Genomic DNA, 25111 nt, shown 5'->3' on the forward strand with positions numbered 1-25111 from the left:
AAAATCCCATTTCGCTTTATGCGAAAGGGATTTCATTTTTATAATTTCAAAGAAATATTAAACGTTCTTCAAATTGATAATTTCTTGTTCAGTAAGCAATCTCCAGTTTCCTCTTGGCAAATTCTTTTTGGTTAAACCAGCGAAAGAAACTCTATCAATACGCAATACATCATAGCTGAAGTGTTCAAAGATAGAACGAACCACTTTTACATTAGACGATCTTAATTGCAACCCAATTTCACTTTTAGCTTCACCATCAATATAGCTTACATCTTCCACAAAAACGCGGTGTCCGTCAAGAGTCAATCCTTTGTTTATCTTTTCTAAATCTTCATATTTCAAGTTTTTATCTAATGAAACTTGGTATATTTTAGATGATTTTTGACTTGGTAAAGTAAACTTACGAATCATATCTGTGTCGTTCGTAAACAATAATAATCCAGTCGTATTTTTATCCATTCTTCCAACAGCGCCAATTTTTGCAGTTGTAGAACCTTTTACCAGTTCCAATACATTACGATACTCCTGACCTTCGTCCATGGCAGTCGTAAAGTTTTTAGGCTTGTTCAGTAAGATGTACACTTTTTTCTCCGGTGTCAAAGTTGAACCGTCAAAATTCACAACATCTCCTGGTTTTACCATGTATCCCATTTCGGTAACAGGAATTCCGTTTACTTTCACAGTCCCGGATTGAATATAAATATCAGCATCACGACGCGAGCACGCACCAGAATTAGCGATGTATTTATTCAAACGAATCTCGTCTTTTACTTTCGGTCTCTTTGGTGCTTGATTTGGTTTTTTCTCTACTTTATCAGTAGCGATATCGGCAACTTTAGTATTTACTTTAACTTTTTTCGGCCCTTGAGCGCGCTTCTGCATGGCAGGTTTTGGCTTATTCGAACTTGGTCTTGAGCTATTTGCTCTTGGACCACTTTTCTTATTATTGCCTTCCTTGTTATTCATAATATTCCAATAATTTGTGCAAAGATACTATTTATATAATTGACAATCAATAAGAGCCAATTATAAAAACGCTAACTATCTAGTTAATAAGCTGATTAATGTCTTTTAGTTTGGTTTTTTGGAGCTATTTCCCGCTATCGTTTCAATCTTTTATTTTTTAAAGAAAAAAATAAAAGGATTTCCACTACAAACGAAGTTCACTGAACTCCAATAAAATAAATATTAGGTGAAGTAATCGGGGCTAACCTAATGGGGAAATTTGGGAAATTTTTTAGGAAATGGACTCCCTTTTTTTATAATTCTGACGAAAGAGAAATCTAAATCATCATCAATAATCTTTTTCCGTGCCACAAAACGCTTGGATTGATAAGAACAATACAAAATACTCCAGCCACAATAAGGAATTTCAGGACATTGTGGAGTAACAAAAATTGTGATTTGGTATTTGATTTCCACAAATAAAGCAAGAAAAAAATCAAGACAATAAGACAGGAATAAAAATAGATATCCATATACCCTACATCGTAAATTTCGATTAAAACATAAACGGGTAATACGGTCAGAATGGTTAAAATAGTAATCGTTTTTTTTGATATTTCTTCACCATAAACTATCGGAATCGTTTTATAATCATTGGCTAAGTCACCTTTTAGATTTTCTAAATCCTTAATCATTTCCCTAATAAGAAGTAATAGAAATAAAAAAGTGGCATGAGCAAAAATTACTGCAAATTGACTTTTGTAACTCTCCATTTCATATAAAGAAATTTTAGTGTAAAAATACAATAGTATCGCAAAAAAAGGTAAAACTGCCAGCAATGCAGCCATTAGGTTGCCAATAATTGGGTATTTTTTTATTTTATGAGAATAAAACCAAATCAGGAAAATATAAACCGAAAAGAATAAAAAAGCACGCCACGAAACAAACATCGTTATCAGGGCAACGATGAAATTTAGACTGAAATAAACGCTTAGTTTTGTTTTTTGACTGACCAATCGGTCGAGCATCGATTTATTGGGTCGATTGATTAAATCTTTTTGGCTGTCGTAAAAATTATTGATTATATACCCTGAAGCAATGGTAAGCGAGGAAGCAAAGACAATTAAGAATAAAGGAAAATCAAGAAGAATAGTCAAAGCTCTTATCTCAGGAGCGAGAATAAATATCGCCGAAAGGTATTGCGCCAAAATTATAATTGGAATGTTATACCCTCTAACTACAGAGAACAAACTTGCAATTTTCATTATAAGAAGCTTGTGCTGTCTGCTTAACATTTTTTATTAAAAGTTTTTATCAAGTTTTACAAGGTTGTAATTATAGTAAACTTGCTTATTTATTTTCAAATTTAGGATTTTGTTTTTAAAATCAACTTGATTTTTTCACAAAAAAATATATGAGAATTCTTCTAAGATGATATTACTGAGAAATTTGCTAAATTAAGAGTATTTCTTGTCTGTAAATAGGAGAGAATTTTGATTTTATCGGATTCAAAATATTGATTAGGCTGTTTTTGAAGATGAGTCAGGATAAATCATTTTACTAAATTCTTTAACGGGCAAAGGTTTGCTTAAAAGATGTTTTACATATTTATTACTTTTTGCTTGTGTAATATCATTAGGGTCTAATGTAGATGAAAGCATGAAAATTTGAATTTCTTTTTTCAATTCTTCGGGTAGTATTTCATATTCCGTAAGGAACTCGAATCCATCCATTTCTGGCATTTTTATATCCAATAAAATAATTAGGGATTCTTCAAAATTCCTTTTATAATTGTTAAGCCATTCAATTCCTTGTTTGCCATTATTAGCAGTGCATATTTCAGTTATACCGAGTGTTTTTTTTAGCAATTGTTTGGTGATAATTTGATCAATTATATTGTCGTCAATTATCAAAATTTTATAATTAGGCTTCATATTCTTTTGGTATAGTTACTATAAATGTACTTCCAATATTCATTACCGAATCGACAGTTATATATCCATTAAGATTTTCAACAGCTTCTTTTACCAAGTAAAGACCTAATCCAGAACCTTTATTATTGTTATTAGTTACAAAAAACATTTCAAAAATTTTGACCTGATATTCGGTATTAATTCCGATGCCATTATCTTCAATTTCTATTTTGTAAAATTCTCCCATGGTATATGTTTTAATTGAAATATACCTTTTTTCTTTTTTCTCGTCAGAATACTTAATGGCATTTGACAATAAATTATTTAAAATAATTTTTAATCTCAAGCCATCACTATGCAATTCGTCAACTGATAATTCTTTTTTGATAGTGATTCCATCCGTGCCCTTAATATATTGATGTTGAGTGATGATCTCATCTATGATTTTATTTAAACTGACGGGACCAATGGCTACTTTTTTTCTTTTATTTCTAGAATAATCTATTATTTCTTTTATAAATTCATCTTGTTTATCAAGGCTTTCATGCATTAAGTCTAAATAATACCTAATTTGATCTAAATCATCCTCTAATTTTACGATTTCTATTAATCCTTTTAGGGACAAGATAGGAGAGCGTAGATCATGTGAAGCGCTATACACAAATTTGTCAAGTTCGGTATTGGCAATGATTAAATTTTTATTTTTATCGTCTGTTTCATCTTTCGAGCGTCTTAGTCTGTTAATCATTACGGAGTAGTAAATACTTACGCTGCCAATGATCATCAAAGTAAAAAATATATTGGTTAAAAGAAGATAGGTTTTAATCAAACGTGTACCTTCCCCAAGTGCATCAGAGAAATTACGTTCGTTTTTTGTTAATTTATCAGTAGTGATATTAATCTGTTGAAGAATTTTTTGTCTGTCTTCCGGTTTTAAACTATTTGAATTTATTTTTCTAAAGGTTTCATCTCCAATAGATGTTAATTGAGTAACTAAATAGTCTGCCTTTTCCCATTCATTAATAGCCTTTGCTAAAAAAGGAACGGATTGAAAATGTATAAATAGCCAAACCATATCATCCAGATCTTTCTCATTATTTCTACCGGCTCTAAATCCATTTTTGATGGTCTCAATAGTGTCATCATTTGTCAAGCCGATTCGTGCAATTTTATCTCCTTTAGGAACACTTAATTCTTCATTGAATAATTTCCACTGAATGGGGTCTTTAGTAAAAAGATAGGTGATAAGGTGACGGGTTGCGTCTTTTTGTCCTTTAGAATAATGGGATTCTCCATTTACATACGCTCTGGACGCCGATAAAATTTTAATAGTTAGATAGTTAATGACGATCAACGAAGAACAAGACAAAATCACTATAATCAGAGGAATGAATATATTGCGAAGCTTAAAATTTCCAACAATTTTATTTTCAGACATATTGTTCTTTTTGTAAATAGAAGTGCAAAAAAAAGCAGATGTTTAAAGATAGGATGTTTTTATTGAAAATGTAGGAGTTTTTTTAAATTTATTTGATAATAAGTTTTAGGAAGAATGATATAAATTATTGCTTTTAAGTAGCTCATTGAGAAAGTGCAATTTCTATAATTTTATTGTTATCGAGATAGTTTAAAAGTATGTAGTTGTACCCAAAAACAAATAATTAGGTATTGCATAACAAATCAAATTGCTTCGAAATGATAATTGTGGCGAAAGCTTCTAAAAGAGAATAAACTAATAGTTTTTATTATAAAAAGCTTGTGTAATTTGGTTAAATTATTGAAAGTTAAGTTTAAGTATCGGAGTTTTTTAAAACTGATAAACAACTTCCAGTTTGTAATCTTTCAACGATATTTTCGCTTTCTCTAAATTTTCAGTAAAACCTAAGATATAGCCACCACCGCCAGAACCACATAATTTCAAGTAATAGTCATTGCTGTCAATTCCTTGTTGCCAGATTCCGTGAAATTGTTCCGGAATCATTGGTTTGAAGTTGTTTAAAACCACTTTTGATAATTTCTTAGTGTTCATGAACAATGATTTCATATCACCGCCAAGGAAATTTTCCACACAGGCATCTGTATGTTTTACAAATTGATTTTTCAACATGGTACGAAATCCTTTGTCTTTTAGGTTTTCCATGAAAATATTTACCATCGGAGCCGTTTCACCTACAATTCCTGAATCAAGCAAAAATACAGCACCTTTTCCATCTAAACTTTGTGTTGGGATTCCGGTAGCTTCAATGTTATCTTTAGAATTGATAAGAATTGGAATACTCAAATAACTGTTTAAAGGATCTAAACCAGAGCTTTTTCCGTGGAAAAAACTCTCCATTTGAGAAAATATATTTTTTAGCTGCAATAATTTTTCACGAGTCAAATTCTCAAGAACCGTGATTTTATTTTGTGCATATTTATCGTAAATAGCTGCTACAAGAGCCCCGCTACTTCCTACACCATAACCTTGAGGAATACTGGAATCAAAATACATTCCAGTTTCAACATCATTTTTTAAAGTAGCTAAATCAAAAATAACTAAGTTAGGTTGCTCGTTTTGTAAGGTTTCTAAATAAGTAACAAAACGTCTCAAATTTCCATTTGATTTTATCGCTTCATCAGATGGATTCTCCTCTCTTTTAAGCGCACCATTATAAAAATTATAAGGAATTGACAATCCTTTTGAGTCACGAATAATTCCGTATTCTCCAAAGAGTAATATTTTTGAGTAAAATAAAGGTCCTTTCATATTAGATTGTAAATTAGCAATTTGGGGTTGATAATTAGGTATTTTAGTAGGTAATTTTATAAATCGACTTTATCTCCGCGATTTGCTTCTTGTATTCCAAGATCAATTTCTTCTTGTTCTTCAGGAGATAATTCTTTCCAAACATCTTTTTTTTCTGATTTGAAAATGTTTTTTATAGCTTCGATTATGGCTTTGTCATTAGTTTCTAATAACAATTTAATCAATTCTAATTTCTCTGATTGAATGTCCATAATTTCATCGCTTTAAAAATTAAAGGTAGGGAAAAAATAAACTAATTCAACAAAGCTCCATTTCCAATTTCGTCGCAAAGGTACTGACCATTTTGGCAATAGCCAACTAATTCGTCCTTAATAAATTGTAAAACAGTAACCGCTACATTTTCAGGATATAAAACGTGAACATTTGCTCCAGCATCCAGCGTGAAGCAAACCGGAATTTTAGTGTCATTTCTAAATTTCCAAATCGCATTAATGATTTCCAACGTGTTTGGTTTCATCAATATAAAATAAGGCATCGAGGTCATCATCATGGCATGTAAAGTCAAAGCTTCGCTTTCCACAATTTTGATGAATCCGTCTAAATTTCCGCTTTCAAAAATGGTGATTAATTTATCTAAATTTTCGTGCGCTTGTGCAAATCGCCTTTCGGCAAAAGGATGGTTGTGCATCAAATCATGTCCAACAGTACTTGAAACTTGTTTTTCACCTTTGTCAACTAACAAAATCGTATCTTGAAAATTCTTAAAATTAGCATGAATGGCATTTGGAAATTCAACGCCAAATAAATCAGAACTTCCTGAGATATTAGCATGATTTCCCCAAACCACCACACTTCCTTTTACACTTCTACAAGCGCTGCCAGAACCTAAGCGTGCTAATAAAGAAGCTTTTTGATAGAAATATACTGAAGTCATTTCCGGATTTAATGTTTTTTCTAAACTCATCAGGTTCATTGCCAATGCAGCCATTCCAGATGCGGATGATGCAATTCCGGAACTATGAGGAAAGGTATTCTCCGTGTCAATTGTAAAATGGTAATCTTTCAAAAACGGTAAATAGATTTCAATTCGTTCCAAGAATTTTTGAATTTTTGGTTTGAAATCTTCTTTTGGTTTTCCTTCAAAAAGTAAATCAAAGGAGAATGTACCATCATTTTGTTTTTTGGCGAAAGCTAACTTGGTAATGGTTTTACAATTATTCAATGTAAAACTAACCGAAGGATTGGCTGGAATTTGATTGTCCTTTTTCCCCCAATATTTTACGAGGGCAATATTACTGGGTGCGCTCCATTGGAAATTTCCCTTTTCAACGGAATGCGTATATTTTGATGGAATAAAATCGTTTGCTGAAATCATGAACTTTAAAATTTACGCAAAGATACTTTTTTTGGTTAATTTGTTAATTTGTTTATCTGGTTAATCGTTAGAAAGATTTAAGTAAATTTGGCTCACATTAGAAAAACATAAAAATGAATAAGATTACCCGAATATTAGCGATTGTTGTTACTTGTCTGGCCATTGGTTATTTCTCTGGAATGGTTACCCGTTCTGCAATAACAACATGGTATCCTACTTTAGTCAAGCCAAGTTTTAATCCGCCCAATTGGGTTTTTGCACCTGTTTGGAGTATGTTATATATTATGATGGGTGTTGCCGCAGGTTTGGTTTGGAACCGAATTGATTTTGAAAGAGAAACAGTGAAAAAAGCGTTAGTTTTCTTTACGATTCAATTGGCACTAAATGCGTTATGGTCCTATTTATTCTTTGGATTGCACAATCCAATGTTAGCAGGTTTAGAAATTATTGTTTTGTGGCTGATGATATATGAAACCTATATTCAGTTTACCAAAATCAATAAAATTGCAGGTTATTTGTTCCTTCCGTATTTGGCTTGGGTAAGTTTTGCAGCCGTTTTAAATGGGAGTATTTGGTGGTTGAATAAGTAGTTGGCAGTTTTCAGTCGCAGTGAACAGTTTATCTCTTGATGAGAAAACTAATTTTTTTTAATCTTACAGCTTCTTAAATTCAATATTTTTGGCAGATAAAAAATCCATCATGCTGAGTATATTATGATGTTCTAGGAGTAATTTTGATTTAGAATCTGCAGTACAAAATTGAAGAAATAAGTCTATTTCATCTGGTTTTAACTTTAAGTTTTCAAGATAAAATTTCTGATCGCAGCTGCTTTTTGCCAATGCTGTAAAATCGACTTCAGGAATTGTTTTTTTAAGTTTCTCTTTTTCTTTTGCGAATAAGCCTGTAATTATGCCGCCAATTCGCATTAAATCCATTCCGTTTTCAATGGTTCCATTGTTAATTCCAAGGATTTTTGGTGTTCGTACTGCTTTTTCTAAAGCTAATTCATCAAGCTTTCCTTGTTCATATTTTTTATCTGTACTTAATTGAATAGAAGGTATTTTTGTAATTACGACTTCCTTTAACTCTTCGGGTTTAAGGGTTAATGAAATAATAAGATTTTTGTTGATGGTATTTTGATTCACCAGAATTTTTTTGATATCGTGGCTTTTTGAAATAAAAAAGAGTTCGTCTCCTGCTTTTACCAATATAGAAAATTCTCCCGATGCATTTGTAAGGGTAGTTTTTTTAGAACTAAAATTAGCAACTTCGACTTTTCCGACAGGAAATTTTTCATGCAAAACGATACCGTTAATTAATTTTTCGGTTTGTGAATAACTCGATTGAACTGCAAAAAATAGTAATGGAAGAGAAAGGTAGATTTTTGTCATTCGTAATATTTTGATTACAAACATATTCAAAACATTCTGTGAAAATGAAAACAGAATAATAAATTCATGTTAATCAAACACTAAAGTTCTCTTAATTAAAGTCTTGTGGTATAATAAGGTTAGGTTTAAATTACGTTGTAGAATAGGATATAAAGTATTAATTGTTAACTGTTTTTAAAAAGGGACTTTGGTCTAAACGGCATTTGCCACAATGAATCCACTCGTCCATGCATTTTGGAAATTGAATCCGCCCGTGATAGCGTCAATATTCACAATTTCTCCTGCAAAATAGAGGTTTTCGTGTAATTTGCTCTCCATAGTTTTGAAGTTGATTTCCTTTAAATCAATTCCACCTGCAGTTACAAATTCTTCTTTAAAGGTGCTTTTTCCATTTACTTGAAAAGTGCCATTTGTCAACTGATTCGCCAGATTTTGCAATTGAATTTTTGATAAATCGGCCCATTTAGTTTCTGATTCAATTCCTGAAGCGAGTACTAAACTTTCCCATAGCCGATTGGTTAATTCGAATGGTGATTTTTTAGAAACCGATTTTTTGGCGTGTTCTTGTTTTAATTCTTTTAATTTTTTCTCTACATCTTCTTTGTCAGCATCATTCAACCAATTCACGAAAATAGTGAACTGATAATTTTTGTCGTGTAAGATACGGGCACCCCAAGCGGATAATTTCAAAATGGCCGGACCGCTCATTCCCCAATGGGTAATTAGCAAAGGTCCTGTTGATATGAGTTTGGTGTCTTTTACTTTTACAGTTACTTGTGCTGCAACTCCAGGTAATTCTTTTATTCTGGAGTCTTTGATGTTGAAAGTGAATAGGGAAGGAACCGGACTGACAACGGCATGTCCAAAATTCTGTAGCATTTCCCATACTTTAGGATTACTGCCTGTGGCTAGAATTAGCTTTTCGGAAAGATAGTTTTCACTTTGAGTTTCTACTTTCCATAAAGTGTCTTTTTTGAAAATGGATTGTACACTTTGTCCTGTAAGTACTGCAATTCCCAGTTTTTGTGTGGCTTTCAGAAAACAATCGATTATAGTTTGTGAGGAATTAGAAACGGGAAACATGCGTCCGTCTGCTTCAATTTTTAATTCTACGCCATGTTTCTCGAACCATTCAATTGTGTCGCCTGAACAAAATTGATGAAAAGGACCTCGCAATTCTTTTTCGCCACGCGGATAAAACTTCACCAGTTCATTAGGTTCAAAGCAAGCGTGGGTTACGTTGCATCTTCCACCGCCTGAAATACGGACTTTGTTCAGTACTTCTGTACCACGTTCCAGAATGGCGACTTTTAATTTCGGATTTTTCTCTACAATATTAATTGCCGTAAAAAATCCTGCTGCGCCACCACCTACTATTATTATATCGAAATTTTGATTCATATTCTATTTGGGAAATCTGTAATAATTCCGTTTACGTTGAATGCTTTTATTTTTTGAATATCTTCTATTTCATTGATGGTCCAAGGAAAAACCTGCAATCCTTTTTCCTGCATTTGCACCGTATTTTCTTTTGTTAATAAATGAAAATGCGGGTGAATGGATTTTGCCTGAATAAATTTGGCGAAAGCCTGAGCTAAAGCGAGATTTGTTTCTGCTAAAATGCCAATAGGAATTTTATCATTTAAAAAAGCGACTTGCTGCAAGGCATTCCAATCAAAACTGGAAACTAAAAAACGGTCGTATTTCCACCCTTTTTTAGTAACATACTTTTCTATAAGAGAAACCACTTTCTCTGCAGTGTCATAATTTTTTAGTTCAATATTGATAAAACAGTCTTGGTTTACCAAATCAAAAACTTCTCTTAGTGTTGGGATATTGTGTTCTCCATTTATTCGAAAAGTATTCAATTCGCGCAAAGATAATTCATTTACAAAACCTTTTCCATTGGTCGTTCTATCAATAGTTTCATCATGGATAACCATTAATTCACCATCCGCACTTAAATGCACGTCGAGTTCAATTCCGTCCACCTGCATGTCTAATGCTTTTTGGAACGAAATTAAGGTGTTCTCCGGTTCAGAACCTTTGGCGCCACGATGTGCGATTCTAAGCATTGTTGTTTATTTTTTGTAAAGATAAACATAAAAAAAACGCCTTCATTTCTAAAGGTGTTTGGATTAAATTATTTTGAAATTATTTTTTCAATTCTAGTAAAACTATATCAAATTCAGAAGTAATTGTTACTTTTCCATTGGCAACAAGTGCTTCTTTTCCAGAATAGGCATCTTTTACTTTAACTCCATCTTTAAAAACGGAATCAACGGCAAGTTCTTTTTTGCCAATTGGTAAATCCAGCCCAATTATTACGGCATCTGAATAATTTTCTTTTGTAAAAGTTCTATTAAAAGTATACGGTTTTGCTGAAATTTGCTTGTGGATTCCAGCTCCAACAGAAGGATGATTTTTTCTGAATTGACCTAATTTTTGCCAATGCAAAAGTGTTTTCTGTGTTTCAGGATTTGATTTGATAGCGTCCCAATTCATAAACGAACGTAGTGTAGCATCGCCTTGGGTTCCTTCAACTACTAAGGAACGCGCAGATTCATCTCCGTAATATACTTGTGAAAGTCCTGGACTCAGTAATAATTTTGTTCCCGCTTCTTTGCTTTTGGTGCGTTTTGCATCAAAAGGAGCACCATCATCATGGGAAGATAAATAGTTCAAAACACTGTAACCTTTCAGTTCATTATTCAATTTATCAGAATATTTTGAAAATATGAATTCATAGTCTTTTTGGGCATCCCATTTGAATTCAAAATTGATCATATTATTGAAACCATTTTTGTAATAGTTTACTTTTTTGTCGCCAAAATCGAAAATTTGTCCGCCGCTGATTCCATAATTATACACTTCAGCAATCGTGTAAAAAGAATTATTGTCCAATACTTTTGTAGGGTTGTTTTTCTTCCAATTTTCAAAAGCATAGTTGCATTGGGATTTGAAATCAGCCCAAACAGTTTCGTCAGTGTGTTTTACAGTATCGCCTCTATAACCGTCAATTCCATAATCAGCAATATAATCGGTCAACCATTTGATGATGTAATATTTTGGTGCTCTTGGATATCCTGTACGAGCAAAAAAAGCGTCTAATTCTTTCATTTCTTGTTCATAACGACCTTCTTTTTTCCATTTTTCGATTAGAAAAGGAGGTAAGTCTACATTTTGATTGCTCTCAGTTTTTACATCCGGAAGATTCGCCACTAAAGTACAAGCGGTTGTATTCGCAAAGGATTTATAATCGCAAGTTGGTCCCGTTCTCACCCAGTCATTTGGCCAAACCGTATCCTCAGTTGTTACTGGTCCGGTGTGATTGATAACACCGTCAAGAACGATTCGGATTCCGTGTGCATGTGCTTTTTCCGCTAATGCAGCTAAATCTTCTTTTGTGCCAAAATTTGGGTCTAAGTTCGTCCAATCTCTGGCCCAATACCCATGAAAGCCATAGCTTAATCCCGTTCCTTCATCTACACCATCGTGGATTTGTTCCACTATTGGTGTAAACCAAATGGCATTAATCCCCAGTTTATCAAAATAGCCTTCATCAATTTTTTTCGAAATTCCTTTGATGTCACCGCCTTCAAATCCACGAAGTTTTCCTGGTATTTTGGTTCTGTTGAATGAAACATCATTTGAGGTATCTCCATTATTGAAACGATCTGTCATAAGAAAATACAGATTGGCTCCTTCCCAAACAAACGGAGTTTTAGTTACATTTTTGTTGCTTTCAGAAACCGTTTTTGTAGTAGTGCAACTCGTTAAAATTGCCATACTTATTAGTAAAAATGGAATTAAATATTTTTTCATTTTTATAGCATTAAATGATTGTTTTTTGAAACATATAAGAATTATAAGTTTATTTAAGTTCCTTAAATGGCTTATGGGATTTAAATTACTTCAATTCTAAAATCAAAACCGATTTTGGTTCTATTGTTATTTCGTTTGTAATATCAAATGTTAATTCCGAAATCACATCCTTTCCGGTTTTAAAATCTTTGATGTTTTCTTTAAAACGATGTGTATTTACGGTGTGGGTTTCATTGCTGTTGTTCATTAGAACCATAACAGTTTCATTAGCATTGTACCTAAAATAAGCATATACATTGTTTTCAGGGATGTAATGCGTCATCTTCCCAAAATGAACTACCGATTTCGTTTTTCTCCAGTTGAATAATTTTGACGTATAATCAAAATAGTCACTTTGTCCCGGAGTTCTTCCTTCTTTGATGAAAGCATTATTTTTATCACCTTCCCAACCACCTGGAAAGTCTTGACGAATATCAGCATCACCTTTGCCTTTGTCTCCAGTCATACCAATTTCACTACCGTAATACAATTGTGGAATTCCGCGAACCGTTGCCATCAAAGCCATTGCCATTTTGTATTTTCTAATGTCATTTCCGTAGGTCTGATTGAAACGATTGGTGTCATGATTTTCAACAAAAATCAACATATTGTTAGTGTTTGGGTAGAGGAAGTCATTGGTGAAATTATCATATAATTTCATCATTCCTTTGTCCCAAGAACCGTCATCTTCATTGAATGCTTTACTTGTCGCTTCGTATAATGTAAAGTCCATTACACTCGGTAAATTGGAATTGTAGTTTTGTATTTTACTTATCGGGCTGTCTTTTTGCCAATAGGATATCTGTGCTTGGCTTTGCATCCAGACTTCGCCTACAATATTAAAATTTGGATATTCATCAGTAACTGATTTTGTCCATTTGGCAATTCCTTTTGGGTCGGAATAATTAAAAGTATCTACTCTAAATCCATCCAAATTTGCATATTCAATCCACCAAATTGCATTTTGAATCAGGTATTTTAATGCCAAAGGATTGGATAAGTTTAAATCCGGCATTGATGGTGCAAACCAACCGTTCAGGCATGTTTCGGTATCAATTTTAGAGGCATGAGTGTCGTTTATAACCGTTCTTTTATGATTGGTTTGGGTATATTTATCAAATTGATTGATCCATTCGCGTGTAGGTAAATCTTTCATCATCCAATGTTCAATTCCCCAATGATTAGTTACGTAATCCATCACTAATTTCATGTTTTTCTTATGCATTTCAGTAGACAATCGTACATAATCTTCATTAGTCCCGTAACGCGGATCTATTTTATAAACATCAGATTGGCCGTAAGTATGATAGGAGAAAGCAGCGTCATTGTCTTCGCAAAGTGGCGTACTCCATATCGTTGTTGCGCCCAGTGAGGAAATATAATCCAGGTTTTTTATAATCCCTTCAATGTCGCCACCGTGTCTTCCTCCGGGTAATTCGCGGTTAAATTTTTCTGTAGTGGCGTCTTCGCTATCATTATTTCTGTTTCCATTTGCAAAACGGTCCGGCATCAGCAAATACATCATGTCCGAAGCATCGTAACTTTTGCGTTGAGCGGAATTATCTCTTCTTCGCTGCAAAGCATATTTTTGGGTGAACGATTCTTTAATGTTGTTCTTGAACGTGAAAATCAAATCAGTTGCCGATACTTTTTTAGTATCAATGGTGACAAAAATGTAGTTAGGATTTTCTGTTCTCTTAACATTAGTGATTTTTATTCCATTAGAAACCGTGACTTGGTATTGAGCAATGTCTTTGCCATAAAACATAATTTGTAATTCTGGATTTTTCATGCCCGCATACCAAAAAGGCGGTTCAATTCTTTGAATTTGTGCGTTTAGTGATAAAGACATAAAAAAAAGGAATAAGGTTATTTTTTTTAGAAAGCTCTTATTTATGAAGGGTAATGTACCAATTTTATTCATTATTAAATTATATTTTTTTGACATTAAAATTTTACTATCATTTGAATAATGCTAGTGCTTTTAGGAAGAAACGGTATTTAAAAAAATAATTACAAATAGTAAATTTTGATTTTGAACTGCTATCAATTAAACAATCCCAATGTTTATTGGGATTGTCTGTAAGCCTAGCTAGGCTTGGGATTAAATGATTTGAATTAACTACAAGTTCTAACCATTAATTTTTTAAACAGTAACTAAATTTTCTGCTGTTACAATTATGTTTTTACCATTTACAACTATAGCTAATTCCTTGTTGCCATCTATTGAAAATGTTGTTTCCTTGTGATTTATTGCTACTTTCAGAATTTGATTTCTAAAGTTGATTTTAAAAGAATAACCGTTCCATTCTTTTGGGATTTTTGGAGAAAAATGAAGTTTGTCTTCTTTAATTCTCATTCCGCCAAAACCTTCCACGATACTCATCCAAGTTCCAGCCATTGATGTAATATGACAGCCTTCTTCTACTTCTTTGTTATAATCATCTAAATCCAGACGCGAAGTTCTCAAATAGAACGTATACGCCATATCCATTTTGTCTAATAGCGCCGCTTGAATCGAGTGCACACAAGGCGAAAGTGAACTTTCATGAACCGTAAAGGATTCGTAAAATTCAAAATTATTTTTTAGTTCTTCTTTCGAAAAATGATCTTCGAAGAAATAGAAACATTGTAAAACATCGGCTTGTTTGATATAAGGCGAGCGCAGAATTCTGTCCCAAGACCATTTTTGGTTGATTGGTCTTTGGCTTTTGTCTAAATCAGCTACGCGAACTAAATCTTTGTCTAAGAAACCGTCTTGTTGTAAGTACACATTGTGCTCTTCCGAAAAAGGGAAGTACATATTATCCGAAACTTTTTTCCAAGATTGTAATTCGGAATCCGAGATTTTTACTTTCTCAGAAATTCTTTTATGATCTGAAGGATATTCCAGCGACACTTTTTGAATTTGTTCGTAGGTATATTCCAAACACCATTTTGCAATATAATTAGTGTAGAAATTGTTGTTTACGTTGTTCTCATATTCATTTGGACCAGTAACGCCAAGAATTACGTATTGGTTTAAATTAGTCGAGAAGTTGGCTCTTTGATGCCAAAAACGAGCAATTCCTATTAATACTTCCAGTCCTTTTTCAGGGATGTAACTGTAATCGCCAGTGTATCTGTAAAAGTTATAAATGGCAAATGCAATGGCTCCATTTCTATGAATTTCTTCAAAAGTAATTTCCCATTCGTTATGGCACTCTTCACCGTTCATGGTTACCATTGGGTACAAAGCAGCTCCGTTAGTAAATCCTAATTTGGCAGCATTTTCAATAGCTTTGTCCAATTGATTGTAGCGATAGGTCAATAAATTTCGAGCTACTTCCTGATCTTTGGTCGCCATATAAAACGGAATGCAATACGCTTCGGTATCCCAATAAGTAGAACCACCGTATTTCTCGCCGGTAAAACCTTTTGGTCCAATATTTAAACGGGAATCTTTTCCTAAATAGGTTTGGTTCAACTGAAAAATATTGAAACGAATTCCTTGTTGTGCTTTTACATCGCCATCAATTGTAATGTCTGACATTTCCCAAATTTTTGCCCAAGCATCAATTTGATCTTGTAACATTTGATTGTATCCTTTTGCTAATACTGATTGGATTACTTTTTCGGCAGCGGTAATTGTATTTTCATGATTCAATGAAACGGTATAACCCCCAATTTTTTGGATAGATGACTTTTGGCCTTGAGCCACAATAACATCGTAACTAAATTGAATTTTGTCTGAAGTTGCATCAATATTTGAAGGAGAAATAGCTGTTCTTTCGCCATTAGACAAAATGCTATTTTGCATGAAAGTAGTTACTTTGAAATGTGTTTTGAACGTTTGAGCTGTAACAAAAGCTTCATTTCCAGATTTTTTTACGTCAAGCGGCTCCCAGAATTTTTCTTCCCAGTTGGCATCTTCATTGGTTACTCCAGCGTCGATATAGGGTTTGTAAATTATTTTTGAGTCTTTGTTTAAAGGGATGATTTCATAATTAATAACGCCGACTTCATCCAAAACGATAGAAAGAAAACGACGAATATTTACCGAAATTTCCGTTCCGTTTTTCAAAGTCGCTTCAAAAGAACGATTGTACCAACCTTCTTTCATATTCAATTCACGGCGAAAGTTTTTGACTTCTGAACAGGTATTCAAGTCCAATTTTTCTCCGTTGATTTCGATATCAATTCCAATCCAGTTTGGAGCGTTTAAAACTTTGGCGAAATATTCAGGATACCCGTTTTTCCACCAGCCCACTTTGGTTTTATCCGGATAATAAATTCCGGCAATATAACTTCCCTGGAATGTTTCTCCAGTATAGGTTTCTTCAAAATTAGCACGTTGTCCCATCGCCCCGTTACCAATACTGAACAGACTTTCAGATGATTTTACGCTTTCTACATCAAATCCTTCTTCTATGATAGACCAATTGTCTGGTTTTATATAATCTTGGTTCATTTTTTCCTTTGTTTAAAGTTTAAAAAGTGTAAGGATGAGAAGTTTAAAGTTGTTTGGTTTTTTTCTCAATTTGTCTAGCCTCTCGTTTCTTTTTATTCTATCTTTTTTATTTTTTAATTAAATCTTCTATGAAGTTGGTGTCTATTTCCGTAAAATCTTTAAAGATGTATTTAGCTTCGTGCAGTACTGTTGCTGAACCGATTCCTATACTCGTCATTTTTCCAATATTAGCCGCTTGAACTCCAGCAACTGAATCTTCAAAAACAATAGCGTCTTCTGGATTTCTATTTAATAATTGAGCTGCAATCAAGAAAACTTCTGGATCTGGTTTTGCATTAGTAACATCATTTCCATCTACAATAGCATCAAAATAGGAAAGTATTCCTGTTTTTTCTAAAATTGGTCTCGCATTTTTACTGGCAGAACCCAATGCGATTGGTTGGCCATTTTCTTTTAGAAATTGCAAAACTGGAAAAACCCCCGGAAGAATTTCGCTTTCGTTCATGTCAACCAAATAGGATAAATATTCCTCATTTTTTTGAACTAACCATCTGTCTTTGTCTTCTTGCGAAGCTTCCACTTTTCCTAATTCTAATATAATATCCAAAGAACGCACGCGGCTGACTCCTTTTAATAATTCGTTGTGTTCCAGTGTGAAATCAATATTTAATTCATTTGCGATTTTTTGCCAAGCTAAATAATGATATTTTGCTGTGTCTACAATCACTCCGTCTAGGTCAAATATGAATGCTTTTTTATTATTCATGAATTTCAATTTTTGTTCTGTTGTTTACTCTAAGTGTAAGCAAACCGGCAAATATCATTGATACGCCGCCAATTAATAATGCGTAAATAGGTTCGTTTTGAAAAAATTGTTTAACAACAAAACCAAGGATTGTTGCAGCAACAATTTGAGGAATAACTACAAAAAAGTTAAAAACTCCCATGTAATATCCCATTTTTGCAGCGGGTAAAGCGCCTGATAACATGGCGTAAGGCATTGATAAAATACTTGCCCATGCGATACCAACTCCTATCATTGGAACTAATAGTAAATATTTGTCTCCAATAAAATAAATAGAAAGCAATCCTACACCTCCTGAGCACAATGCCAGTAAATGCGTATATCGAACGCCTACTTTTTTTGCAATAACCGGCAATAAAAAAGCGACTGCGGCTGCTACTCCGTTATAAACAGTAAAAAGTACCGAAACCCAGTCAGCAGCATCATTGTATATTTTAGAGGTCGTATCAGTTGTTCCAAAAATATGTTGTGTAACTGCTTGCGTAGTATAAATCCACATGGAGAAAAGCGCAAACCAAGAAAAGAATTGAACCCAAGCCAATTTTTTCATTGTGGCGGGCATGTTCAATAAATCGGTCATGATGATAGTGAACCCATTTTTTATTTGGATAATTCTAAGTCTGGAGGTAATCATGAATAAAATTCCAATCAGAATTAACCCAACAAATAAAATATAGAGTTCTTTAGTAAGCCCGTTTTCGTAAATTATAAATGAAATAATGCTTCCTAGCAAAGTCATTAGAAATCCTAAAGTGAATTGTCTTTTGATATTCGCTTTTGATTCAAACTCGGTTTCAATTGGCGCTATCTCTTTGGAATCTTTATCTTTTTGTTCAAAAGCTTGCAATTCTTCAGGAGAATATTCAGTAGATTTAAAAATAGTCCACAATACAGCCAGTAGAAAAACAATCCCTCCTATATAAAAGGACCATTTTACAGAATCAGGAATGATACCTTCTGCAGCAGTATTGCTTACGCCAAAAACATTCGTAAAAATGTAAGGCAGTAATGAACCAACAACGGCACCTAATCCAATGAAAAAACTTTGCATTGCAAAACCTAAAGTGCGCTGATTTTCGGGTAAATTATCACCTACAAAGGCACGGAATGGTTCCATCGAAATGTTGATAGAGGCATCCATCATCCATAATGTTCCAGCTGCTATCCATAAGGATGGCGAATTGGGCATTATAAATAAAGCAACAGAGGATAAAATAGCACCTACCAGAAAATAGGGTCTGCGTCTGCCTAATTTTGTCCAGGTTCTATCGCTAAAATAACCAATTATTGGTTGGATTATTAAACCAGTTACAGGAGCAGCAATCCATAAAATAGGGATTTCATCAACTTTTGCACCTAATGTTTCAAAAATTCTTGAAGTATTTGCGTTTTGCAGTGCAAAACCAAATTGTATTCCTAAGAAACCGAAACTCATGTTCCAAATTTGCCAGAAACTTAATTTACGCTTTTCCATTATCGTAATTTAGTTATTATACGATAAGCGCTTTGCTTATCAAAACTTATCTTATTTTCGAAGTAAAAGTAAAAGTTTTGAGGGGTAAATATAAAAATTTATTCTAATTTTTTACTTTTTAGAAACAAATAAAGTAAAAGATTATCAACTACAAGGTTGTAGTAATGAATATAATAGAGAATAGACTACTTAGATTTTTAGACTACTTGAGTTTTTTAGTCCAGAAACTTCGGAATTAGACTTGGACAAAGACGACTATATTATAGAATGCGGCATTTTGTCTAAAAATCTAACTCCTCCTAAGAAGTCTAAAAATCTAATTGGTCGATTCTCTTTCTATTAAATGCGTTTCAATTACTTCTGTTTTATAATTTTCTGCTTCATCATCGTCATGTTCTGCTTCCAATCTTTCAATAAGCATTTTTGCGGCTTTATTTCCCATCTTTATACCACTTTGGCTAACGGTTGTAATGGTTGGGGTTGAATATTTGGATATAATTCCATCGGTAAATGCAATAACAGCCAAGTCTGTAGGGACATTCAATCCTATTTTATTTGCAGTTTTAATTATGGTTACCGCAAAAAGCTCATTTACTGCAAAGACGGCATCAATGGCTTTGTCTTCCAATAGTTTTCCAATAGTAATTTCGCAAGTATCAACATTCTCAATTTTGATGATTAGGTTTTCGTTGAATGGGATGTCATTATCTAATAAAGCTTTTATATAGCCATCAGTTCTTAGTTTCCCTACACTCACATAATCTACTGTGGTTACGAGTGCAATTTTCTTTCTTCCTTTGTCAATTAAACTTTGGACCGCTTCATAAGCGGCAAGCTTGTCGTCTATAATTACTTTGTCACAAAAAATTTCATTGGTTACTCTGTCAAACATAACAACAGGCATTCCTTGATTAATGACTTCGGTAATGTGGTGAAAATCACCTTTGAATTGTGTTTCTTTTGAAAGAGACATAATGAATCCATCGATGCTTCCGTTAGCAAGCATTTCCATGTTAAGTACTTCTTTGTCAAATGAATCGTCTGATAAACAGATGATAACACTATATCCATTTTCGTTTGCAACCTGTTCGATTCCATTAATTACCGTTGAAAAGAAATGGTGGACTATTTCCGGAATAATAATCCCAATAGTTTTTGTTTTTCTGTTTTTTAAACTGAGAGCAATATTGTTGGGTTTATAGTGGTAAAATTTGGCAAATGCCTGAACTTTTAGTCTGGTTTCTTCCCCTATTTCGGGACTGTTTCTAAGTGATTTTGAAACGGTTGAAATGGATACATCAAGTTCTTTTGCAATTTGTTTAAGGGTGACCTTTCTTTTCATGATAGTGGTATTGTAATATTCAATTCGTAATAAAGATAAGATTTTTTTTTATTTATTGTAATTTTCTCAGTAAATGTCAATAAAAAACACAAAGTTTTCAACACTACCACGTTTTCGTAAGCCAATTGAAAAGTGCTTCTGTCGGACACGTTAATATTTATCTAATTTTGAAATTCGAAGTAAAATTAAAATTTAATAAAACAACCAAAATTCAAATTAATTTAAACAAAAAGTATGAAAACAATTTATAAAAAGTTGTTATTTTTATTACTGTTACTACCTTTTAGTATTCTGGCTCAGAATACTCTCAATGGTGTTGTTCTTGACAAAGTATCAGGACAGCCCATTCCTGGAGTAAATGTAAATGTACAAGGCGCTTCAAATGGCGTTTCAACAGATTTTGACGGTAAATATCAGTTATCAAATGTTAAGAAAGGCGATAAAGTCGTTTTTTCTTTTATTGGTTACAAAAATACTGTTGTTAATTTTGATTCCCAAAAAGCATTAAGTGTTTCTTTGGAAGAAGATTCAAATCAACTTAAAGAAGTAGTAATTCAAGTGGGTTACGGTACCGTTAAGAAAAAAGATGCAACAGGAGCAGTTACTGTATTGACATCAAAAGATTTTAATAAAGGACCGGTTACCTCTGCGGATCAAATGATTCAAGGAAAAGTAGCGGGATTACAAATCATTAATGGCGGTGGATCTCCAGGTGTAGATCCTGTTATTAGAATTAGAAGTGGGTCTTCCTTATCAGCAAATAATGATCCTTTGTATGTTATTGATGGGATTCCAGTTGCAAATGGTGGCGTAGAAGGTGGTAGAAATCCATTAGCAACTATTAATCAAAATAATATAGAATCTATTTCGGTATTGAAAGATGCTTCTGCAACGGCTATTTATGGTTCTCGTGCTTCAAATGGGGTAATCATTATTACTACCAAAAAAGGAAAATCAGGCGAATTAAAAGTAAGTTATAATGCAAATCTTCAAGTTTCTGAAATTACGAAGAAAGTAGATGCTTTATCAAGTACACAATTCAGAGATTTTGTGGCAGCTAATGGTAATGCTGCGCAACAAGCATTAGTGGGTGCTGCTAACACAGATTGGCAGAAAGAAATATACAGAACCGCTATTGGTACTGATCATAATATCGCATTAAGTGGTGGTACTGATAATGTAGTTTATAGAGCCTCTGTAGGATATGCTAATTTGAGTGGTATCTTGAAAAGAGATAATGTAGAGAGAACAACTTTAGGCGCTAACGTTACGGGTAATTTCTTAGACAAACATTTAAAAATTGAGTTTAATAATAATACCTCTTTAATCAACAGTAATTACAGTAATAATGGTGCTATAGGTGGAGCTGTTGGTTTTGATCCAACTCAGCCTGTAAGAAATGCAGATGGTACTTACTTTCAATGGTTGACTTCACCTACAGAGATTAATCAATTAGCGGGTGTGAATCCAGTTTCTCTAATTGAGCAACAGAATAATTATGGTGGTTTTTATAGAAGTCTTGGAAATGTACAAGTAGATTATAAAATGCATTTTCTGCCAGAATTGAAAGCAGTTGCTAATTTTGGTTACGATGAAATGAGTGGAACCGGTTATGGTAATACAGCAGCTGATTACCGTAATGGTCTTAAAGGTTCTGGATATAATAATTCGTATAAAAATATTGAATCCAGAAATAATAAGTTAATGGATTTGTATTTAAACTACAACAAAAAAATAGAATCAATCGCTACACAATTTGATGTAACTGGTGGGTATTCTTATCAAGATTTTAAAGAATCTAAACATAAGTCAGGTTATAATTTTGAAAATAACCTTACTACAGAAGAATTATTTACTCCAACTCGTATTAATTTGCAATCTTTTTTTGCAAGAACCAATATAACGATTGCGGATAAGTATTTAGTAACGATGTCGTATAGACGTGATGGAACTTCAAGATTCACACCTGAATATCGTTGGTCAAATTTCCCTGCAGTAGCTGTAGCTTGGAAAGTGAATGAAGAAAATTTCTTGAAAGATGTAACTACTATTTCTAGTTTAAAACTGAGAGGTGGTTGGGGTATTACAGGACAACAAAATATTGGGAATCCATATCCTTCCATTCCGTTGTATTTAGCTTCAAACAGTGCCGCGCAATACCAATTAGGAAACACTTTCTATACAACATATAGACCACAACCTTACAATAGTAATCTAAAATGGGAACAGACGACTACCGTTAATGCAGGAGTTGATTTTGGACTTTTTAATAACAGAATTACAGGTACAATTGATGCGTATCAAAGAACCACTAAAGATTTATTGTTATTCACAGATAATCCAGCATTTTTTGGATTCTCAAATGCAGACAATTATAATATTGGTACAATAGACAATAAAGGGATTGAATTGGCGGCAGAAGTAGTACCCGTAAGAACAGCTAATTTAGAATGGACTATAGGTGGTAATATTACTTTCCAAGACTCTAAAATCACTAAATTAACTACAACTCAGGACAACACTCCAGGAATTACTGACGTAGGAGGTATTGATGGAGGAACAGGTAACTATATTCAAAATCACCAAGTAGGATATTCTCCCAATACTTTCTTAGTTTATGAACAAGCTTATGGAGCTGATGGGAAACCACTTGACGGGATTTTTATAGATAGAAATAAAGATGGTGTTGTGAATGCGGATGATAAATACCGTTTCCATAAGCCGGCAGCCGATGTGTTTTATGCATTTAATACAAGTGTTACCTATAAAAATTGGGACATGGGAATGAATTGGAGAGGATCTTGGGGTAATTTTAATTACAACAACGTAGATTCTAATAAAGGAGTTTACAATAATGTATTAACAAGAAATACCGATTTGAATAACGGAGTTGCTAATCTTTTAGAAACAGGTTTTGCTAAATCAAATGATTTGCAACTGCATTCTGATTATTATATTCAAAATGCTTCTTTTATCAGGTTAGATAATGTAAGTGTTGGGTATACTTTTAATCAAAAACCAAATTCAAGCTCATTAGTTAAATTAACATTAGCTGCTCAAAACGTTCTTATCATTACTAAATATAGTGGATTAGATCCTGAGATTTCTGGGGGTATAGATAAAAATTTATATCCAAGACCTATTACTTTCACTTTAGGGCTAAACGTTAATTTCTAATTCAAATAACAAGAAAAATGAAAAATATACAAAAAAAATTATTGAGCATTTCTTTGTTACTGTTGGTGATGGTATTCCCATCATGTACAAGTGAACTAGATCAATCACCTGATACTGGATCTTCTATCCCTGGATCTGAGTTTTTTAGCACACCAGAATCCTATAAACAAAATCTAGCCAAACTATATGCTGGTTTTGCTACTTCAGGTCAACAAGGACCTGCTGGTTCACCTGACATTTCAGGTATTGATGAAGGAACAAGTCAATACATTAGAGGATACTGGATGATGCAAGAATTAACTACTGATGAAGCGGTTATTGGATGGAATGATGGAACTATCAAGGATTTTCATTCTCAGGCTTGGACGACTTCGGATAATTTCATCAATGCAACTTTCGCTCGTTTCTCTTTTCAAATTGTAAACTGTAATGAGTTTTTGCGTCAAACTACGGATGAAAAATTAACCGCTAGGGGAATAGATGCAACTTTGAAAGCTGAAATAGCTACTTACAGAGCAGAAGCTCGTTTCTTAAGAGCAATAACGTATTGGCATTTAATAGATACTTTTGGGGGTGGTTCTTTAGTAACCGAGGATTCTCCAACTACTTTTTATTATCCGGAATATGCTACAAGAACAGAGTTGTACAAATTTATTGATGACGAATTAACAGCGATTACTCCATTGTTGAAAGCTCCAAAATCAAATGAGGCTTTTCGTGTGGATCAAGCAGCAGCTTGGATGTTACAAGCTAAATTGTACATGAATGCAAAAGTGTATATCGGTACAGATCATTATGTGGAAGCGGTTCCTTTAATTTCAAAAATAACAGGTTCAGCATATTCTTTACATACAAATTACAATCAATTGTTTTTGGCGGATAATGATAAAAACGGAGCTCAAAACGAATTTATATTTGCTATAGCTTTTGATGGTCTTCATACTCAAACATACGGAGGAACTACTTTCTTGACACATGCTCCTGTTGGAGGTAGCATGAATGCGGCAAGCTTTGGAATTAATGGTGGATGGGGTGGTATTAGAACTACTGCAGCTTTTGTAGATAAGTTTGATGCAAATACTACTGATACTCGTGGACAATTCTATAAAGCTGGTCAGACTAAAGAAATTAAGGATATTAGTAATTTCACTGATGGTTATGCTATTCAAAAATTTAGAAATGTTGATGTGAATGGTAAGCAAGGTTCAGATAAAGCGGGTAACTTCTCTGATGCGGATTTTCCAATTTTTCGTTTAGCGGATGCTTATCTGATGTATGCTGAATGTGCCGTGAGAGGTGCTGCTGGTGCTACTATTGCAAATGCAACTACTTATGTAAATGCATTGCGAACTAGAGCTAAAGGAGCTACGGTAACACAAGGAGATTTAACATTAGATTTTATTCTTGACGAAAGAGCAAGAGAATTGCACTGGGAAGGACACAGAAGAACGGATTTAATTCGTTTTGGAAAATTTACTGGAGGTAGTTATATCTGGCCTTGGAAAGGTGGTTCAGCATCTGGTTCACCTACGCAATCGTACAGAGATTTATTTCCTATTCCGGCAAAGGCATTAGCCACAAACCAAAAATTGCAACAAAATACTGGATATTAATAATTAAAAAATTTTA

At 33.5% G+C, this 25111-nt stretch carries 19 protein-coding genes; 3 read left to right on the forward strand and 16 right to left on the reverse strand.

The window, feature by feature from the left end; all coding sequences use genetic code 11:
• Positions 1-57 precede the first annotated feature (57 nt).
• The 7 genes from OA85_RS15430 to OA85_RS15460 all read right to left on the reverse strand — a co-directional run bounded on the left by OA85_RS15430 (position 58) and on the right by OA85_RS15460 (position 6979).
• The gene (locus OA85_RS15430; protein ID WP_039110734.1) at positions 58-966 is read right to left on the reverse strand and encodes a pseudouridine synthase; all 909 of its coding nucleotides are present in this window, start codon (positions 964-966) and stop codon (positions 58-60) included.
• Positions 967-1283: 317 nt separating this feature from the next.
• A complete protein-coding gene (locus OA85_RS15435) occupies positions 1284-2240 on the reverse strand; it encodes a geranylgeranylglycerol-phosphate geranylgeranyltransferase (RefSeq protein WP_039110736.1) in 957 nt (318 codons plus the stop codon).
• 225 nt (positions 2241-2465) lie between these two features.
• Positions 2466-2879 (reverse strand): two-component system response regulator, encoded by a 414-nt coding sequence (locus OA85_RS15440; RefSeq protein WP_039110737.1) that lies wholly within the window; start codon positions 2877-2879, stop codon positions 2466-2468.
• On the reverse strand, positions 2869-4296 hold the full coding sequence (locus tag OA85_RS15445; protein ID WP_039110738.1) for an ATP-binding protein: 1428 nt from the start codon (positions 4294-4296) through the stop codon (positions 2869-2871). The genes OA85_RS15440 and OA85_RS15445 overlap by 11 nt, the downstream gene beginning before the upstream one ends.
• 369 nt (positions 4297-4665) lie before the next feature.
• Complete coding sequence (locus tag OA85_RS15450) at positions 4666-5604, reverse strand: mevalonate kinase (RefSeq protein ID WP_039110739.1); 939 nt, start codon at positions 5602-5604, stop codon at positions 4666-4668.
• Between the two features lie 56 nt (positions 5605-5660).
• Complete coding sequence (locus OA85_RS15455; RefSeq protein ID WP_039110740.1) at positions 5661-5855, reverse strand: hypothetical protein; 195 nt, start codon at positions 5853-5855, stop codon at positions 5661-5663.
• Positions 5856-5896: 41 nt separating this feature from the next.
• On the reverse strand, positions 5897-6979 hold the full coding sequence (locus OA85_RS15460; RefSeq protein WP_039110741.1) for a diphosphomevalonate/mevalonate 3,5-bisphosphate decarboxylase family protein: 1083 nt from the start codon (positions 6977-6979) through the stop codon (positions 5897-5899).
• Positions 6980-7092: 113 nt separating this feature from the next.
• On the opposite strand from OA85_RS15460, the gene OA85_RS15465 reads away from it, so the two are divergent.
• A complete protein-coding gene (locus OA85_RS15465; RefSeq protein ID WP_039110743.1) occupies positions 7093-7569 on the forward strand; it encodes a TspO/MBR family protein in 477 nt (158 codons plus the stop codon).
• A 63-nt stretch (positions 7570-7632) separates the two neighbouring features.
• Here the strand turns inward: OA85_RS15465 and OA85_RS15470 are convergent, their stop codons facing one another.
• The 9 genes from OA85_RS15470 to OA85_RS15510 all read right to left on the reverse strand — a co-directional run bounded on the left by OA85_RS15470 (position 7633) and on the right by OA85_RS15510 (position 20305).
• Complete coding sequence (locus OA85_RS15470) at positions 7633-8370, reverse strand: hypothetical protein (protein ID WP_039110744.1); 738 nt, start codon at positions 8368-8370, stop codon at positions 7633-7635.
• 192 nt (positions 8371-8562) lie between these two features.
• Entirely contained in the window at positions 8563-9771 is a 1209-nt protein-coding gene (locus OA85_RS15475) for an NAD(P)/FAD-dependent oxidoreductase (protein WP_039110745.1), read from the reverse strand.
• Positions 9768-10445, reverse strand: coding sequence for a glycerophosphodiester phosphodiesterase family protein (locus tag OA85_RS15480; protein WP_039110746.1), 678 nt, complete (start codon positions 10443-10445; stop codon positions 9768-9770). The genes OA85_RS15475 and OA85_RS15480 overlap by 4 nt, the downstream gene beginning before the upstream one ends.
• A 79-nt stretch (positions 10446-10524) precedes the next feature.
• A complete protein-coding gene (locus tag OA85_RS15485) occupies positions 10525-12195 on the reverse strand; it encodes an alpha-amylase family glycosyl hydrolase (protein WP_039110747.1) in 1671 nt (556 codons plus the stop codon).
• A gap of 85 nt (positions 12196-12280) precedes the next feature.
• Positions 12281-14086, reverse strand: a complete 1806-nt coding sequence (locus tag OA85_RS15490) for a glycoside hydrolase family 13 protein (protein WP_231557117.1) — start codon at positions 14084-14086, stop codon at positions 12281-12283.
• A 294-nt stretch (positions 14087-14380) separates the two neighbouring features.
• On the reverse strand, positions 14381-16684 hold the full coding sequence (locus tag OA85_RS15495; RefSeq protein WP_039110749.1) for a glycoside hydrolase family 65 protein: 2304 nt from the start codon (positions 16682-16684) through the stop codon (positions 14381-14383).
• Positions 16685-16790: 106 nt separating this feature from the next.
• Positions 16791-17450, reverse strand: coding sequence for a beta-phosphoglucomutase (pgmB, locus tag OA85_RS15500; protein WP_039110751.1), 660 nt, complete (start codon positions 17448-17450; stop codon positions 16791-16793).
• Positions 17443-18963 (reverse strand): MFS transporter, encoded by a 1521-nt coding sequence (locus OA85_RS15505; RefSeq protein WP_039110752.1) that lies wholly within the window; start codon positions 18961-18963, stop codon positions 17443-17445. The genes pgmB and OA85_RS15505 overlap by 8 nt, the downstream gene beginning before the upstream one ends.
• A 316-nt stretch (positions 18964-19279) precedes the next feature.
• A complete protein-coding gene (locus OA85_RS15510; protein ID WP_039110753.1) occupies positions 19280-20305 on the reverse strand; it encodes a LacI family DNA-binding transcriptional regulator in 1026 nt (341 codons plus the stop codon).
• Positions 20306-20539: 234 nt separating this feature from the next.
• On the opposite strand from OA85_RS15510, the gene OA85_RS15515 reads away from it, so the two are divergent.
• Complete coding sequence (locus OA85_RS15515; protein WP_039110754.1) at positions 20540-23482, forward strand: SusC/RagA family TonB-linked outer membrane protein; 2943 nt, start codon at positions 20540-20542, stop codon at positions 23480-23482.
• 17 nt (positions 23483-23499) lie between these two features.
• Positions 23500-25095 carry a RagB/SusD family nutrient uptake outer membrane protein gene (locus OA85_RS15520; RefSeq protein WP_039110755.1) on the forward strand — a complete coding sequence of 532 codons (1596 nt, stop codon included), beginning with the start codon at positions 23500-23502 and terminating at the stop codon, positions 25093-25095.
• Positions 25096-25111 lie beyond the last annotated feature (16 nt).

Source organism: Flavobacterium sp. AED, from assembly GCF_000812945.1.
GTDB lineage: Bacteria > Bacteroidota > Bacteroidia > Flavobacteriales > Flavobacteriaceae > Flavobacterium.

Bases quoted from the DNA above. Each gene is read 5' to 3' on its own strand.
- OA85_RS15430 (WP_039110734.1), bottom strand. From the start codon at position 966: ATGAATAACAAGGAAGGCAATAATAAGAAAAGTGGTCCAAGAGCAAAT.
- OA85_RS15495 (WP_039110749.1), bottom strand. From the start codon at position 16,684: ATGAACCAAGATTATATAAAACCAGACAATTGGTCTATCATAGAAGAA.
- OA85_RS15455 (WP_039110740.1), bottom strand. From the start codon at position 5,855: ATGGACATTCAATCAGAGAAATTAGAATTGATTAAATTGTTATTAGAA.
- OA85_RS15435 (WP_039110736.1), bottom strand. From the start codon at position 2,240: ATGTTAAGCAGACAGCACAAGCTTCTTATAATGAAAATTGCAAGTTTG.
- OA85_RS15465 (WP_039110743.1), top strand. From the start codon at position 7,093: ATGAATAAGATTACCCGAATATTAGCGATTGTTGTTACTTGTCTGGCC.
- OA85_RS15475 (WP_039110745.1), bottom strand. From the start codon at position 9,771: ATGAATCAAAATTTCGATATAATAATAGTAGGTGGTGGCGCAGCAGGA.
- OA85_RS15505 (WP_039110752.1), bottom strand. From the start codon at position 18,963: ATGGAAAAGCGTAAATTAAGTTTCTGGCAAATTTGGAACATGAGTTTC.
- OA85_RS15460 (WP_039110741.1), bottom strand. From the start codon at position 6,979: ATGATTTCAGCAAACGATTTTATTCCATCAAAATATACGCATTCCGTT.
- OA85_RS15480 (WP_039110746.1), bottom strand. From the start codon at position 10,445: ATGCTTAGAATCGCACATCGTGGCGCCAAAGGTTCTGAACCGGAGAAC.
- OA85_RS15470 (WP_039110744.1), bottom strand. From the start codon at position 8,370: ATGACAAAAATCTACCTTTCTCTTCCATTACTATTTTTTGCAGTTCAA.
- OA85_RS15515 (WP_039110754.1), top strand. From the start codon at position 20,540: ATGAAAACAATTTATAAAAAGTTGTTATTTTTATTACTGTTACTACCT.
- OA85_RS15485 (WP_039110747.1), bottom strand. From the start codon at position 12,195: ATGAAAAAATATTTAATTCCATTTTTACTAATAAGTATGGCAATTTTA.
- OA85_RS15440 (WP_039110737.1), bottom strand. From the start codon at position 2,879: ATGAAGCCTAATTATAAAATTTTGATAATTGACGACAATATAATTGAT.
- OA85_RS15445 (WP_039110738.1), bottom strand. From the start codon at position 4,296: ATGTCTGAAAATAAAATTGTTGGAAATTTTAAGCTTCGCAATATATTC.
- OA85_RS15520 (WP_039110755.1), top strand. From the start codon at position 23,500: ATGAAAAATATACAAAAAAAATTATTGAGCATTTCTTTGTTACTGTTG.
- OA85_RS15490 (WP_231557117.1), bottom strand. From the start codon at position 14,086: ATGTCTTTATCACTAAACGCACAAATTCAAAGAATTGAACCGCCTTTT.
- OA85_RS15450 (WP_039110739.1), bottom strand. From the start codon at position 5,604: ATGAAAGGACCTTTATTTTACTCAAAAATATTACTCTTTGGAGAATAC.
- OA85_RS15510 (WP_039110753.1), bottom strand. From the start codon at position 20,305: ATGAAAAGAAAGGTCACCCTTAAACAAATTGCAAAAGAACTTGATGTA.
- pgmB (WP_039110751.1), bottom strand. From the start codon at position 17,450: ATGAATAATAAAAAAGCATTCATATTTGACCTAGACGGAGTGATTGTA.